The sequence below is a fragment of the Pseudomonas cremoris genome (assembly GCF_014230465.1).
On record NZ_JAAXCY010000003.1, the window covers coordinates 501,172 to 514,628 of the forward strand.

Annotated in this window: 15 protein-coding genes; 6 read left to right on the forward strand and 9 right to left on the reverse strand. The window is 59.7% G+C overall.

What is annotated here, in order from left to right:
* Positions 1-294 precede the first annotated feature (294 nt).
* Positions 295-1,233, reverse strand: a complete 939-nt coding sequence (locus HF257_RS09055; RefSeq protein ID WP_185709437.1) for a LysR family transcriptional regulator — start codon at positions 1,231-1,233, stop codon at positions 295-297.
* A gap of 158 nt (positions 1,234-1,391) precedes the next feature.
* Here HF257_RS09055 and HF257_RS09060 point away from each other — a divergent pair, with 158 nt between their 5' ends.
* From HF257_RS09060 to HF257_RS09070, 3 genes are read left to right on the forward strand one after another with little or no spacing between them, the layout of a single operon-like run.
* Entirely contained in the window at positions 1,392-2,711 is a 1,320-nt protein-coding gene (locus HF257_RS09060) for an MFS transporter (protein WP_185709436.1), read from the forward strand.
* Positions 2,712-2,724: 13 nt separating this feature from the next.
* Positions 2,725-3,954, forward strand: a complete 1,230-nt coding sequence (locus tag HF257_RS09065; protein WP_185709435.1) for a Zn-dependent hydrolase — start codon at positions 2,725-2,727, stop codon at positions 3,952-3,954.
* Positions 3,955-3,964: 10 nt separating this feature from the next.
* Complete coding sequence (locus tag HF257_RS09070) at positions 3,965-4,990, forward strand: histone deacetylase family protein (protein WP_185709434.1); 1,026 nt, start codon at positions 3,965-3,967, stop codon at positions 4,988-4,990.
* A 321-nt stretch (positions 4,991-5,311) separates the two neighbouring features.
* On the opposite strand, the gene HF257_RS09075 is transcribed toward HF257_RS09070, so the two are convergent.
* The 3 genes from HF257_RS09075 to HF257_RS09085 all read right to left on the reverse strand — a co-directional run bounded on the left by HF257_RS09075 (position 5,312) and on the right by HF257_RS09085 (position 7,173).
* Positions 5,312-5,683 (reverse strand): helix-turn-helix domain-containing protein, encoded by a 372-nt coding sequence (locus HF257_RS09075; RefSeq protein WP_185709433.1) that lies wholly within the window; start codon positions 5,681-5,683, stop codon positions 5,312-5,314.
* A gap of 2 nt (positions 5,684-5,685) precedes the next feature.
* A complete protein-coding gene (locus HF257_RS09080) occupies positions 5,686-5,988 on the reverse strand; it encodes a type II toxin-antitoxin system HigB family toxin (protein ID WP_185709432.1) in 303 nt (100 codons plus the stop codon).
* Positions 5,989-6,333: 345 nt separating this feature from the next.
* Positions 6,334-7,173: a hypothetical protein gene (locus tag HF257_RS09085; protein ID WP_185709508.1), complete on the reverse strand. Its 840-nt coding sequence runs from the start codon at positions 7,171-7,173 to the stop codon at positions 6,334-6,336.
* A gap of 159 nt (positions 7,174-7,332) precedes the next feature.
* Here HF257_RS09085 and HF257_RS09090 point away from each other — a divergent pair, with 159 nt between their 5' ends.
* Positions 7,333-8,235 (forward strand): LysR family transcriptional regulator, encoded by a 903-nt coding sequence (locus HF257_RS09090; RefSeq protein WP_185709431.1) that lies wholly within the window; start codon positions 7,333-7,335, stop codon positions 8,233-8,235.
* Here HF257_RS09090 and HF257_RS09095 read toward each other — a convergent pair.
* From HF257_RS09095 to HF257_RS09115, 5 genes are all read right to left on the reverse strand, one after another.
* Positions 8,227-8,985: a substrate-binding domain-containing protein gene (locus HF257_RS09095; protein WP_185709430.1), complete on the reverse strand. Its 759-nt coding sequence runs from the start codon at positions 8,983-8,985 to the stop codon at positions 8,227-8,229. The two genes, HF257_RS09090 and HF257_RS09095, sit on opposite strands and share 9 nt — an antisense overlap.
* Positions 8,985-10,289 (reverse strand): MFS transporter, encoded by a 1,305-nt coding sequence (tcuC, locus tag HF257_RS09100; RefSeq protein WP_185709429.1) that lies wholly within the window; start codon positions 10,287-10,289, stop codon positions 8,985-8,987. The genes HF257_RS09095 and tcuC overlap by 1 nt, the downstream gene beginning before the upstream one ends.
* 481 nt (positions 10,290-10,770) lie before the next feature.
* Positions 10,771-11,163, reverse strand: coding sequence for a VOC family protein (locus tag HF257_RS09105; protein ID WP_185709428.1), 393 nt, complete (start codon positions 11,161-11,163; stop codon positions 10,771-10,773).
* On the reverse strand, positions 11,160-11,720 hold the full coding sequence (locus tag HF257_RS09110) for a hypothetical protein (protein WP_185709427.1): 561 nt from the start codon (positions 11,718-11,720) through the stop codon (positions 11,160-11,162). Before HF257_RS09110 ends, HF257_RS09105 begins: the two co-directional genes overlap by 4 nt.
* 36 nt (positions 11,721-11,756) lie before the next feature.
* A complete protein-coding gene (locus tag HF257_RS09115) occupies positions 11,757-11,933 on the reverse strand; it encodes a hypothetical protein (protein ID WP_185709426.1) in 177 nt (58 codons plus the stop codon).
* A gap of 128 nt (positions 11,934-12,061) precedes the next feature.
* Here HF257_RS09115 and HF257_RS09120 point away from each other — a divergent pair, with 128 nt between their 5' ends.
* Together HF257_RS09120 and HF257_RS09125 are read left to right on the forward strand one after the other, a co-directional pair.
* Complete coding sequence (locus tag HF257_RS09120; RefSeq protein ID WP_185709425.1) at positions 12,062-12,985, forward strand: LysR family transcriptional regulator; 924 nt, start codon at positions 12,062-12,064, stop codon at positions 12,983-12,985.
* Positions 12,986-13,064: 79 nt separating this feature from the next.
* A complete protein-coding gene (locus HF257_RS09125; protein ID WP_185709424.1) occupies positions 13,065-13,427 on the forward strand; it encodes a 5-carboxymethyl-2-hydroxymuconate Delta-isomerase in 363 nt (120 codons plus the stop codon).
* The last annotated feature ends 30 nt before the right edge of the window (positions 13,428-13,457 follow it).

Below are 13,457 nucleotides of genomic sequence, written 5' to 3' on the forward strand. Positions count from 1 at the left end.
CTTCGTGTGGGACGGCTGAATTAGCCAGTGCACGAAGGATGGTCTATGCAGGGTGTTCCTACACTAGCAGGAAGGCGCCAAGTGACTTGCAAAGTGCGCCAATTGTATTGCGTCAGGCCCGATTATGTAGTGAGCGGGCTTGTCCCGCGCTGGGTGGCGAAGCCGCCCCAACAAGACCGTCGCGGTGTATCAGGCTCGCTGTGGTAGTAGGTTTTAGGGCGGCTTCGCAACCCCGCGCGGGCGGCGCGACGATTCGACAAGCCCGCTCATTACAGGAGCATTTTGGTCGCCACGTCAGCTCCCCAGCCGTCCCGTCAGGCTTTCGATAAACACCGTCTCCGCCCGGCTCATCTTTTGCTCACGATTCCACAGCAGATGAATGTCCACGTCCGCGATTCCCTCATCCGGCGGTAGCCGCCAGAGGAGCCCGTTCTTCACATCCTCCGCGACCACATGGATCGGCAGGCAGCCCAGGCCGAACCCGGCGATCACCAAGCGTCGCACTTCTTCCAGGCTGGACGACGACGCCACAATACGCCCGCTAAACCCTTGTTGATCGCGAAAGATCGTCAACGGCGAGAGCATCCCGCCGATCTGGTCGCTGGTGAAACTCACGAAGTTTTCTGATTGCAAATCACCCTCTGCCAAACCGGTGCGGCCAAACAATGGATGGTGCCGGCCACAGAAAAACGCGTAGCGCTGGCGCAGGAACAGGTGCTGTTCCAGGCGCGGCTGTGGGCGCCGATTGAGGCTCAGACCCAGGGTCGCGGTTTTTTCCAGAAGGGCGGCGACGATGTCCGAGCTGCGCATGACTTCGACTTCCAGGTCGACCCGAGGATGTGCGCGGTGAAAACCCGTGAGGAAGTCATCGAAGGTGTCCGAATTGATCCGGCTGATCATCAGCAAGCGCACTTTGCCGATCACTTCATCGCCGGGTTTTTGCAAGGCGTTGCTCATCTGGGAGACCTGGCCATACATCTCGCCGGCGATGGCGAAGATTTGCTCGCCGGCCTCGGTCAGCACAAAGCGCGGGCCACGGCGGGCGATGAGCTGGCAGTCGAGTTGTTCTTCCAGGCGCTTGAGGGCCTGGCTGATAGCCGGTTGGGTCAAGTGCAGGCGGGCGGCGGCGCGGCTGATGCTCAGTTCCTGGCCGATCGCGCGGAAGGTGCGCAGCAGGTTCCAGTCCAGGCGATCGTTGAGCAGAGGGTGGATATCGCGGCGGGCTTCGGACATGGAGTGGCTCGATAATAAGCTGTCGTTATAATTCGAATAATAAATAGAAAATTGACTAATCATAGCCCCGCGACAAAAAATCACTCCCAACAAGCGCCAACAGAGCGCATGCGTTCGACTTTTCTCCTGCCAAAAAAATAACCAAAGGAGCCTGCCCCATGAAGCCTTCCGCTTCGCCGCAGCCACGCCGTGCCGCGGCCGCCGCTTTTATCGGCACCATGATCGAGTGGTACGACTTTTACATCTATGCCACCGCCGCTGCGCTGGTATTCGGCCAGCTGTTTTTCCCCTCCGAAGACAAACTGTTTAGCACCATGGCCGCGTTCGGCACATTTGCCGTGGGCTTCTTTGCGCGGCCGTTGGGCGGCATTGTGTTCGGGCATATTGGCGACCGCATCGGGCGCAAGAAATCCCTGGTCATCACGCTGGTGATGATGGGCGTGGTCACGGTGTGCATCGGCCTGCTGCCCACCTATGCGCAGATCGGTGTCGCGGCACCGGTGCTGTTGATCCTGCTGCGTGTGGTGCAAGGCATCGCGGTGGGTGGCGAGTGGGGCGGAGCCGTGTTGATGGCCGGCGAGCATGCGCCGAAAGGGCGCCGTAACTTCTTTGCCTCTTTTGCCCAACTGGGCAGCCCGGCGGGCTTGATCCTGTCGCTGCTGGCGTTCAGCGCGGTCACCCGTTTGCCGGAAGAAGACCTGCTGAGTTGGGGCTGGCGTGTTCCATTCCTGGCCAGTGCGTTGCTGTTGGTTGTCGGCCTGGCGATTCGCCTGGGCGTGAACGAGTCGCCTGAATTCCTAGAAGACAAAGCCCAGGCCGAAAAGGCGCGTGCGATCAAAAAAGACCAGGCACCAGTCATTGAGGTGCTGCGAACCGCATGGCGCCCACTGCTGTTGTGCATCGGCGCCAATACCCTGGGCATCGCCGGCGTGTATTTCACCAACACCTTCATGATTGCCTACAGCACTCAGCAACTGGGCCTACCGCGCTCGCTGATTTTGGAGTGCCTGTTCGTCGTCGCCATCATCCAATTCTGTGTCCAGCCGCTGGCCGCCTGGGTGGCCGAGAAGGTCGGCGCGACACGTTTCCTGTGCGCCATGACCGTGCTGGCCATGGCTTCGCCGTACCCAATGTTTGTATTGGTCAGCAGCGGCCAAGCGCCGTTGATCATCCTGGGGATCGCCCTGGCGGTGGTGTGCATGGCGTCGTTTTATGCGGTGATCGCAGGTTTTGTCAGCGGCTTGTTTGAAACCCGTGTGCGGTATACCGCGATCTCCCTGGCCTACCAGGTATGCGGCGCCTTGGCCGGTGGCCTCACGCCATTGATCGGCACGTGGCTAGCCCATGAATGCCAGGGCCAGTGGTGGCCGATGGCAGTGTTCTACAGCCTGATCGCGGCGGTCTCGCTGGTGTGTGTATTGGCGTTGTCGCGTCGTCACGCCACGGCTCATCGTCTTGAGATGGCACACAGTGTTTGAGGGAGATTGCACAATGTTGAAGATCAATGGAGAGCGTCTGTGGGCCAGCTTGATGGCCATGGCCGAGATCGGCGCGACCGCGCGCGGTGGCAGTTGCCGATTGGCCTTGAGCGCCGAAGACCAGGCCGGTCGTGAACTGTTCAGCCACTGGTGCACAGCTGCCGGGCTGACCCTGAGCGTGGATGCCGTCGGCAACCTGTTTGCCCGCCGCGCCGGTACCGAGAGCGACGCCGCTCCGGTGATGATGGGCAGCCATCTGGATACCCAACCCGAGGGCGGGCGTTTTGACGGTGTGTACGGCGTACTGGCTGGCCTGGAGGTGATTCGCAGCCTTGATGACCATGGCATCCAGACCCGCAAGCCGCTGGAAATTGCAGTGTGGACCAACGAGGAAGGCGCGCGCTTTACCCCGGCGATGCTCGGCTCGGCAGTGTTTACAGGCAGCCTGGCGCTGGACAAGGCCCTGGCCACGGCGGATAGCGATGGTATCAGCGTGGCCGAGGCGTTGCGTGCTACCGGCTATAACGGTTCGCGCCCGTTGGGTGGCGCGGTGTATGCGTATTTCGAAGCGCATATCGAGCAGGGCCCGATCCTGGAAGACAACGCCAAGAGCATCGGCGTGGTTACCGGCGGCCAAGCGATTCGTTGGTTGGACGTGCGCGTCGAAGGCATGGCCGCCCATGCGGGAACGACGCCAATGCCGCTGCGCAAGGATGCGCTGTATGGCGCTGCAACAATGATCCAGGCCCTGGAAAACCTCGCCGCGGATTTCGCTCCCGAAGGCCTCACCACCGTCGGTGAATTGAACATTGCCAAGTCGTCGCGCAATACCATTCCAGGGCTACTGAACTTCACTGTCGACTTGCGCCACCACCGCGATGCCGACATTGACGCCATGGAGCAGCAAGTACGGGCGCGTTTGCAGGCCATCGCCGAGAGACGTGGCCTGAGTGTCACCATTAGCCCCCATTGGATCAGCCCAGCCACGCCGTTTGATGCAGATTGTGTCGCCTGCGTGCAAGCCTCGGTGGACGCGCTTGGCTACAGCCAGCAATCCATTGTCAGCGGCGCCGGCCACGATGCCATCCACCTGGCGCGCTATTGCCCGACCGCAATGATCTTCATCCCTTGCGTCGGCGGCCTCAGCCACAACGAAGCTGAAGACGTGCTACCCGAGGACGTGCGCCAGGGCACCGATGTATTGCTCAACGCCGTGCTGCAGCGCGCCGGCCAGGTTCAGTAAGGAGAATTCCATGCGTACGTTTTTCCACCCCGAACAACTCTTGCATCACCCGCGCAGCTACTACTCACGCGGACAGATGCGCACCCCCCAGGAAGTCCCCGAGCGTGCCCGCAATCTGTTGCTGGCGGCGCAAAGCCTGGGCTTCGAGATCCAGCAACCTCAGGACCATGGCCTTGAACCGTTACTGGCCGTACACGGTGAGCCTTACCTAGCCTTCCTTGAAGAAGCGCATCAACGCTGGAAGGAAGTCCCCGAAGACTGGGGCGATGAAGTCATGTCCAACATCTTCGTGCGTGAGCCCAATGCCTTGCGCGGCATTCTTGCCCAGGCTGCGCGCTACCTGGCCGATGGCAGTTGCCCCATCGGCGAACTCACCTGGCGCTCGGCCTACTGGTCGGCCCAAAGCGCCGTCGCCGCTGCCAAGGACATCCTCGATGGCGCTCCCGCCGCCTATGCACTCTGTCGTCCTCCGGGCCACCACGCGCGCTTCGATTCGGCCGGTGGTTTCTGCTACATCAATAACGCTGCAGTAGCGGCACAGGTGCTGCGTGAAGGCCTCCAGCGCGTTGCCGTGCTCGACACCGACATGCACCACGGCCAGGGCATCCAGGAAATCTTCTACGACCGCGACGACGTGCTCTACGTCTCGATCCACGGCGACCCCACTAACTTTTACCCCGGTGTTGCCGGTTTTGCCGACGAGCGCGGAAACGCCGGCGGTGAAGGCTTCAACCTCAACCTGCCAATGCCCCACGGTGCCAGCGAGGCGTTGTTTTTCGAAAAACTTGAACAAGCCCTGGCGGCGGTCAAGGAATTTTCGGCGGATGTGCTGGTGCTGTCCCTGGGCTTCGACATCTACGAGCTGGACCCGCAAAGCAAAGTCGCGGTGACGCGTGAAGGGTTTGCGCGGCTGGGGGACTGCATTCGTGGCCTGGGACTGCCGTGTGTGATCGTGCAGGAAGGTGGTTACCACCTGGAAACGCTGGACAGTAATGCGCAGGCGTTTTTCGGTGGACCGCAGGCCTGGGTGAAGTAACAAGGCGATATGCGTTGTAAAAGGTGTGATATCTTTGTGCTATCATTCGTCGTGATGGTCACGGAGGGATATTATGCGAAAGCTGTCGTTGCTGGGCTTGCTGGTGGTGTTGGCTGTTAGCCCGATGCTTGCAATGGGATGTCCGAAAGGCACGCATCCAGTGGGCGGAACAGGGTCGCATCACAAGGGTGGGACTTGCCAGTAAGCGCTTTCTAGCCCAGTCAGATAACTGCTTAAGGATTCACGCGAAAAAAAGCCTGTCTAGCTCGATATTTGGCGGGCTTTTTTGTCGTGGTCTGCTTGATCAACCTGCAATTGCCTTCACGCATGTTTCACCGGCCTTATCAGGCTTTCGGCCGGAATTCCAAACATTTCATGCAACTTCCAGATCATTGGCAATGTCAGTGCGCGTTTCCCATTCAGCACTTCATAAACCCGATTTTGACGACCAATTGCGGGCACTAGATCGGCTGCCGATAGTCCCGATTGTTCCATCCTGAAACGAATGGCATCGATCGGAGTAGGAAGGTCAACGGGGAAGTGCTTCGCTTCATAGGCCTCGATCAAAGTGATCATCACATCAAAATAGTCACCTTCTGGTGTGCCGGGCTCGGGCTCATTGTCGAATAGCGGGGAAACAGACTTGAGTACGTCTTGGTAGTCCTGCTCAGTGTGGATAGGTCGGATCTTCATGGTTACTCCGTTTCAACGGTATCGGCGTCTATCGTGTCGTACTGCTTATGTGTGCCGACGAACTTAATATAGAGAGCGCCGTAACGGTAAGCCACTGCGACCACGAGCCGGTAGTCGTTGCCCTTGATGTTGAAGACAACCCTCCGGCTCTTGAGAATGCTGGCGCTGCGAAACTGCTCTTTGATATCTGTCGGGGTTGACCAGTCGGCGTTCCTTGCTTCATCTATCCAGGCGAGCAATGGTTGTTCGGAATCAGGGTATTTCTGCCAAAACGACTTGAGTTGGCTGATCGCGATAATTCTCATGAGGAAATCCTAGTCCCGTGTTGGGACTTACGCAAGCAGGAGGAATTGCAACCGGTTATGTTTTTCTATGCCTGTGGCTATCAAAGAAATCTTCCACAAAGGCATTTCCGTCATCGCTGCGCATAATTGGCCCTGGGAACATAAAAGGGTTGCATACGCAGGTGAGGTTTTGACCTTCCCAGTATTGTCGCTCGCCGGTGTTGTGCTCGTGAATGGCTCAAATAACTTATTGATATTTATGACATCTCGTTTCCCGGTTGCATCTCTTAACGTTCTTGCGCGTGCGGACGACGTGCTCTCGTAGGGTGTCGCCTACCAAACGAGAGAGCGCCCTAAGGCCTGAGGTTATTCCGGCGTCAGTTCCAGCACGCGACTTCTCCCACCCTCGGCCAGCAGATAAGTCCCATGTCCGGTTGGCACAATCGACTGGGGGGCTTTGAGGAAGGAGAGAACGGTCTTCTGGCGCCCCTGTTTATCAATCAGCAACAACCGCGCGCGGTGCGTGGCATCTTCATTGACCCACAGCCCGCGCTCGTCGCACATCAGAAAGGTCGGCTGGTTCAGATTGCTCAGCACCACCGGGTCGCTGCCGTCGGCGGACAGCTCACGCACCACACCTTTTTTCTTCTCGTTGTAGAGCAGGCGTCCGTCGGTGCAACGCACGATGGCTTCGCCTTCCTGCACCTGGTCGCGTAACACCGTCAGGGACTGATCGCTCCAGCGATAACGCAGCAAGCGCCCGGCCGGCTTGCGGTCTTCGATGGCGTAGAGATCGTCGCCCTCAACCCACAGGCCTTGCACGCTGTCACCCTTGAACAGTTCGGTGACCACGCCGTCCTTATAGAAGCTGACGGGCAAGCCATCGGACTCCTGGCTGAACACCCAGCCACCACGGGTTGGCACGATGCCGTCGGGTTTGGACAGGTCAGCCACCAGCACCTCACGCGAGCCGTCGGGGTGGATGCGCACGATGCTGCCCTTACCCTTGTCGAGCTCTTGGCTAACCACCAGCGACCCGTCCGACAACGGCATCAACGATGCCGCTTTCGCCACGTCGCGATGGACTACCTGGACACTCCAACCGGCCGCCGCACTCACGGGATAGAAACTTTGCCAGGCAAAGAAACCGAGGGCGGCGATGCAAGGAGCGCCCAGGAGGCAGGCCCCCAGTCGCCATAGGCGCATTGGTTTTTTGTTATTGGATGCGGTGGTCATTGATCGCTCAGTCGATTGGGTTTGGCATGCAGACTACGCAGGTGAGGGTGTTTTTTAAATGCACGTAGGACTGTTGCCGGCGCATTCGTACGATAATGCTCCCCAAATCGACCACCCTGGCCCATCCTCGTGATCATCAACTTCGACCTCAACGACCTCCAAGCCTTCCGCGCCGTGGTAGACAAGGGCAGTTTTCGCGGGGCTGCCGAGGCCATCCGTATTTCGCAGCCCGCCCTCAGCCGGCGTATCGAAAAGCTTGAGTCTGCCCTCGACGTCAAGCTGTTCGAACGCACTACGCGGCGGGTCAGCCTGACCATGGTTGGACGCGCGTTCCTGCCGCAAGTGGAGCGCATGCTCGACGACCTCGACGTGGCGCTGATGGGCATCAGCAACGTCGCCTCCACGCGCATGGGCAACGTCACCATCGCCTGTGTGCCGTCCACGGCGTACTACTTCATGCCCCACGTGATCTCCGAGTTCCACAAGCTGTACCCGAAAATTCGCCTGCGGGTGCTGGATGCCAGTGCCGGTGAGGTGTGCAACGCGGTGGAAAGCGGCGAGGCGGATTTTGGCGTGAGTTTCAGCGGCAGCCTGGCCGATGAAGTGGAGTTCGAACTGCTGCTGCAGGAGCGCTATGTGCTGGCCTGTCGTCGTGATCACCCGCTGGCCGGGCGCGAGAGCGTACCGTGGGCCGAAGCCTACGAGCACGACTACATCACCGTGGACAAGACCTCGGGCAACCGCTTCCTGTTGGACCAGGCCTTGCGCGGCGTGAGGGTGAAAAAACCGAGTATCTGCGAAACGCACCACGTGACCACGATGATCGGGCTGGTGGAGGCGGGCCTGGGTGTGGCGATGGTGCCCTCGATTGCGATGCCGGCCGGCACGCACCCGATCCTGGTGAGTGTGCCGCTGGTGGAGCCGCAGGTGATGCGCAATGTGGGCTTGATAAAACGCCGCGGGCGGACATTGCCGCCGGCGGCGTTGGAGTTGGAGCGACTGGTGCGAGAGATGCCGTTCCGATCAGCGTGACACCGAGTCCAGGCCGGTGGCTTGCACCACCGGTTGCGCCTCGGGCGAGGCCAGGTACTGCAACAGCGCCTTGGCCTGCTCAGGGTGTTCGGCGTTCACCGGAATGCCCGCCGCAAAGCGCGTCACTGATTGCACGTCTTCCGGGATCTTACCGACGTAGGTCACGCCCTTTACCGGCAGCAGTTCCGCCACCTGCTGCAAGCCCACTTCGTAGTCACCCTTGGCGACCTGCTCGGCCACCGGGATGCGTTCGATCATGGTGCCTTTGGCGGGCATGCCGAGTTTCTTGAACAACTCCTTCTCGACATACACGCCGCTGGCACTGTCCGAATACGCCACGGACTTGGCCTTGCTCAGCACGGCCTTGAGTTCTGCATCGGTACCGATGGCCGGTTTGGCTGCGCCTGCCTTCACCACCAGGCCGATGCGCGAGTCCGCCAATTCCACGCGGGACGCCTTGTCGACTTTGCCTTGTTTGATCAAGTCATCCAGGGCGTAGCCGACCATGATCACCACGTCGGCGTGTTCACCACGGGCCAGGCGGTTGGGAATCGCTTCCGGCGCCTTGCCCATCGATGGGCCGAGGATTGTGTCCAAGGTGTCGCCGCTGTGCTGGGCATACTGCGGGCCCAGCAATTTATAAGCGGCAGTAAAGCCACCGGAGGTCATCACCTTCAGCTCTTCGGCCTGGGCCGTCAGCGCCAGTGCGCCGAGGGCCAGGGCCGTCAGGGTCTTGAACAGAGGCATCATCACACCGCCTCCCGGATCACCTGCCCACGGGTACTGGCGCGGCGATACAGCGCCAAGGTCGAGCACAGGGCGCACGCTGCGGCAAACATCATCCAGTACGCCGGTGAGGCCTTGTCTTCGGTGATGTGAATAAACCAGGTGGAGATCGCCGGGGTGAAGCCACCGAAGATCGCGGTCGCCAAGCTGTAGGCCAGGGAGAAACCGGCCACGCGTACTTCTACCGGCATGATCTCGGTGAGGGCTGGGATCATCGCGCCGTTGTACATGCCATACAGGAAGGAGAACCACAGCAGGGTTTCCAGCATATGGGCGAAGCTTGGCGCGTTGACCACGAACGACAGCGCCGGGTAGGCGGTGATCACGGTCAGGGCGGTCATGGCGATCAGCACCGGCTTGCGGCCGAAGCGGTCACTGAGGGTGCCGCCGATCGGCAGCCAGACAAAGTTCGACACCGCTACCAGCAAAGTCACCAGCAGGGCATCGGAGGTGCTCAGCTGCAGCACGGTCTTGCCGAAGGTCGGGGCGTACACAGTGATCAGGTAGAACGCAGTGGTGGTCATGGCCACCATCAGCATGCCGCCGATCACCACGGTCCAGTTTTTCACCAGGGTAGCCAGCACTTCGCGCATGGTCGGGCGATGTTTGCGGTTGGCGAACTCTTCGGTTTCCTGCAGGTTACGACGCAGGATGAAGATGAACGGGATGATCACGCAGCCAATGGCGAACGGAATACGCCAGCCCCAATCGGCGACCACGGCGGGTTCCATCCACACGTTCAGGCCATAACCCAGAGCGGCGGCGACCACGATGGAGATCTGTTGGCTGCCCGATTGCCAGCTGGTGTAGAAACCCTTGCGGCCGGGGGTGGCCATTTCGGCGAGGTAGACCGAGACACCGCCCAGTTCCGCGCCGGCCGAGAAGCCTTGCAGCAAGCGGCCCAACAGCACCAGCGCCGGGGCCCACAGGCCAATGGTGTGATAACCGGGCACCAACACGATCAGCAGCGTGCCGCTGGCCATGATCGACAGTGTCACGATCAGGCCTTTGCGACGACCAACGTCATCGATATAGGCACCCAAAATGATCGCGCCCAACGGACGCATCAAGAAGCCCGCGCCGAACACGGCGAAGGTCATCATTAATGACGCAAACTCATTAGCGGCGGGGAAGAACGCGGCAGCAATATAGGTGGCGTAGAAACCGAACAGAAAGAAGTCGAACTGTTCGAGGAAGTTGCCCGAAGTAACGCGGAATACCGCACCAACTTTCGAGCGGGCAGAGTCGGGCCGGGTAGGGCTAGTCATGGTTTTGTGTCTCCAGCGTTCTTTTTAAAGTGCTTGTTTCGCTTAAGACCGCGGATAGTGGCTGACACATTTAGAAATGATAAGTGAGTTATTTGGATGTATTGATGCGCACAGGCTATCAATCATCGGTTCCGGTCAAACTATCGGCCCTGATCTATGCTTGAACTGTGACCAATTCTTACGGATGGGAGGTGGCAATGACTGACCAACAGAAGCGGCGGGATGAGACGAAGCCTGAGCAACCAAAGCGGCACGAGGAAGAGAAACCGCAAACTTGGAAGCATCCCGATGATGGGACCGAACTGTCTGAGCGGGACCAGGAGCGCCCGCTCAAACCCTGATTCATGAGGCTGCGAAGATCAAATGTGGGAGCGGGCTTGCTCGCGAATGCGGTGGGTCAGCCAATATATCTGTTGACTGGCACTCCGCTTTCGCGAGCAAGCCCGCTCCCACACAAGCCCGCTCCCACATTAGTTTTGTGTCAGCCTTGGATTGGCGTGCAAAGCTCCACCAGCGTCCCGTCCGGGCAACGCACATAAGACACCACTTGGCCCCACGGCTTGGCACTCGGTGCCGACAATTGCGTCGCGCCGTTTGCCAGTGCTTTTGCATGGGCGACCAGCACATCTTCAGTCACGAACCCCACTTCCATGCCTAGCGGCTGCCGGGAGGTGTGCGCTTCAACGTGGCCACCCTTGAAATTCATCTCGCCCAACTCATGGGCAGCAAACGACAGCGTGGTATCGCCGGTTTCCAATTCGCCATAGGTGCCGGACTCATGCAGGAAACGGCGACTGAAACCGAAGGCCTTTTCGAAAAACGCCAGGGAGGCGGCCACGTCGGGCACGTAGATGATGGTGTAGGCAAATTTCATGGTTGGCGATCCTTGTCAGAAGAGGGGAGATAGCAGCCTTTTTGGTCCATCAATTGCCTCCAGGAATAGGACTCCGTGGAAGCGGGCGGTACTTGGGTCGGTGTTTCGAATTGAGCGAGCGAAGCGCCCGTGTCGGCGTTGACCACTTCGATCCGGCAGAGCCCGCCATTTTCAAGCATCCCGCCTTTGAGCAGGTAACGCCCATTCGCGGCGAACTCAGTGATGAATTCAAGGGTACACACGCGGCCGGCGCTCGCTGAGCCTTGCAGCACCAGGTGCAGTGGGGTGTTGGCGGCAATCTCTTGAAAGCCCTGGGGGCGAGGCGTGGCGTTGTAAACGGAGAACAATTCGGTCTCCTTGCCCCGAGCCGCCTGCCGTCCCAGGCGGCAGTCGGTGTCGGTGGATACACCTACAGACAGCAAGTAGTTGTAGCTGTTTGGCGTGTACAGCTCGCTTTTGATTTGCGCACGCGGACCTTGGACAGGCGCCGCATAGTGTTGATACGGCGCACAGCTGGCGATCAGCACCAGCGAGGCCAGGCAGAGTTTTTTTATCACAGCGGGGCATCCATTCCAGAAGCAATCAAAGGGGGGTTACACCAGTAACGAAGTCGGAAAACCCGCGGCCAGCACCAGAAACGCGATCACCGCCGCCAGGCATAAACCGATAAACACGCGCAGCAGCGTCCTCACGGTGGGCGTGGCGATGAATTGGACAACCCAGAGACAGAACCCGGCCACGACAACGGCCAAGGCAATAATGACCAGCACAGTAGTGTTCCTGCGACCTTCAAGAGCTGATTTATAGTCCCAAAGCCACCGGATGAACAGTGTGCACATAGACGCAGCCCCGCGGGCTTTCTAAACTGCGGCTTGTCTTGGGGAAGGGGCAGGCGCCGATGAATCGCAATGAATTACGCAAGGCTGACATCAACCTGATGGTGGTGTTCGAAGCGCTGATGCTGGAGCGCAATGTGACACGGGTGGCCGAGAAGCTGTTTCTGGGGCAGCCGACCATCAGCTCGGCCCTCAACCGATTGCGCACCTTGTTTAATGATCCGCTGTTTATTCGCGTAGGCCACCGCATGGAGCCCACGGCGCGTGCCGAGGAAATCATCCAGCATCTGTCGCCCGCTCTGGATTCACTGTCGTCGGCCCTGAGCCTGACCCACGATTTCGACCCGTCCATCAGCACCATGACCTTCCGTATCGGATTGTCCGATGACGTTGAATTTGGCCTGCTGCCACCCCTGCTGCGCACCTTGCGCCGGGAAGCACCGTCGGTGGTGTTTGTGGTGCAGCATGTCGACTATTGGCGCATTCCCGATCTGCTCGCCTCCGGTGACATCACCGTGGGCATTACCCAGACCCGAGGCCTGCCGGCCAACGCCAAGCGCAAGCTGTTGCGCCATATCCACCCGCGCATCCTGCGGGCAGACCCTTCGGACACGCCGCTGACCCTCGACGAGTACTGCTCACGGCCCCACGTGCTGGTGTCCCACACCGCCAACGTGTCAGGGTTTGCCGATGAGTGGCTGGCGGAAATCGGCCGCAAGCGCCAGGTGGTGCTGTCGGTGCCGCAGTACAGCGCGCTGCCGGCGTTGCTGGCCGGGACGGACCTGATTGCCAGCTTGCCGGACTACACCGCCGAGGCCATGGCGGTGTCGGGCCAGTTGTTTTGCGAGCCGTTTCCGTTCGAAACGCCAACCTTGGATTTGTCCATGGTCTGGCTCAGTCACGTGGACACTGACCCCGCCGAGCGCTGGGTGCGTTCGCGGCTGGAAGCGTTCATGAGTGATCGAGGATTGGCGGCCAAACCCTGACTGACAGAGCTTTCACGCCTGAGGCGTGATGCCTCGTGATATACCTAAGAATCTTCCTACAAAAAACTTGGAGAAACCCATGCCGCACCTGCACTTGGAATACACCGCCAACCTGACGCAACTGGACACCGACAAGGCCCTGTTGCGCCTGAACCACGCACTGGTGGCTTCCGGTCAGTTCGGCGCCGAGTTTGATATCAAGAGCCGTGCGCTCAAGGTCGAGAGCTTCCGTGTCGGCACCGGCCTGAACGAGCGTGGGTTTGTTGCGGTGCGTCTGGCGTTGCTCAGTGGGCGTTCGTCACAGATCAAACAGCAGCTATCGGAAAGCCTGCTGGCCGTGGTGCAGGACCTTGGCCCATGGCCGGAAGGCGTGCAGGTGCAATTGAGTGTCGAGTTGCTGGACATTGATCGCGACTCCTACAGCAAAGTCGCCATCGGCTGACCTTTGCCGTCCCGGAGCATCATGTGGTGA

Excerpts from the sequence above, each read along its gene's own strand:
- HF257_RS09085 (WP_185709508.1), bottom strand. The coding sequence starts at position 7,173 with ATGCGCCTATGGCGACTGGGGGCCTGCCTCCTGGGCGCTCCTTGCATC.
- HF257_RS09070 (WP_185709434.1), top strand. The coding sequence starts at position 3,965 with ATGCGTACGTTTTTCCACCCCGAACAACTCTTGCATCACCCGCGCAGC.
- HF257_RS09080 (WP_185709432.1), bottom strand. The coding sequence starts at position 5,988 with ATGAGAATTATCGCGATCAGCCAACTCAAGTCGTTTTGGCAGAAATAC.
- HF257_RS09125 (WP_185709424.1), top strand. The coding sequence starts at position 13,065 with ATGCCGCACCTGCACTTGGAATACACCGCCAACCTGACGCAACTGGAC.
- tcuC (WP_185709429.1), bottom strand. The coding sequence starts at position 10,289 with ATGACTAGCCCTACCCGGCCCGACTCTGCCCGCTCGAAAGTTGGTGCG.
- HF257_RS09120 (WP_185709425.1), top strand. The coding sequence starts at position 12,062 with ATGAATCGCAATGAATTACGCAAGGCTGACATCAACCTGATGGTGGTG.
- HF257_RS09055 (WP_185709437.1), bottom strand. The coding sequence starts at position 1,233 with ATGTCCGAAGCCCGCCGCGATATCCACCCTCTGCTCAACGATCGCCTG.
- HF257_RS09060 (WP_185709436.1), top strand. The coding sequence starts at position 1,392 with ATGAAGCCTTCCGCTTCGCCGCAGCCACGCCGTGCCGCGGCCGCCGCT.
- HF257_RS09065 (WP_185709435.1), top strand. The coding sequence starts at position 2,725 with ATGTTGAAGATCAATGGAGAGCGTCTGTGGGCCAGCTTGATGGCCATG.
- HF257_RS09075 (WP_185709433.1), bottom strand. The coding sequence starts at position 5,683 with ATGAAGATCCGACCTATCCACACTGAGCAGGACTACCAAGACGTACTC.
- HF257_RS09105 (WP_185709428.1), bottom strand. The coding sequence starts at position 11,163 with ATGAAATTTGCCTACACCATCATCTACGTGCCCGACGTGGCCGCCTCC.
- HF257_RS09095 (WP_185709430.1), bottom strand. The coding sequence starts at position 8,985 with ATGATGCCTCTGTTCAAGACCCTGACGGCCCTGGCCCTCGGCGCACTG.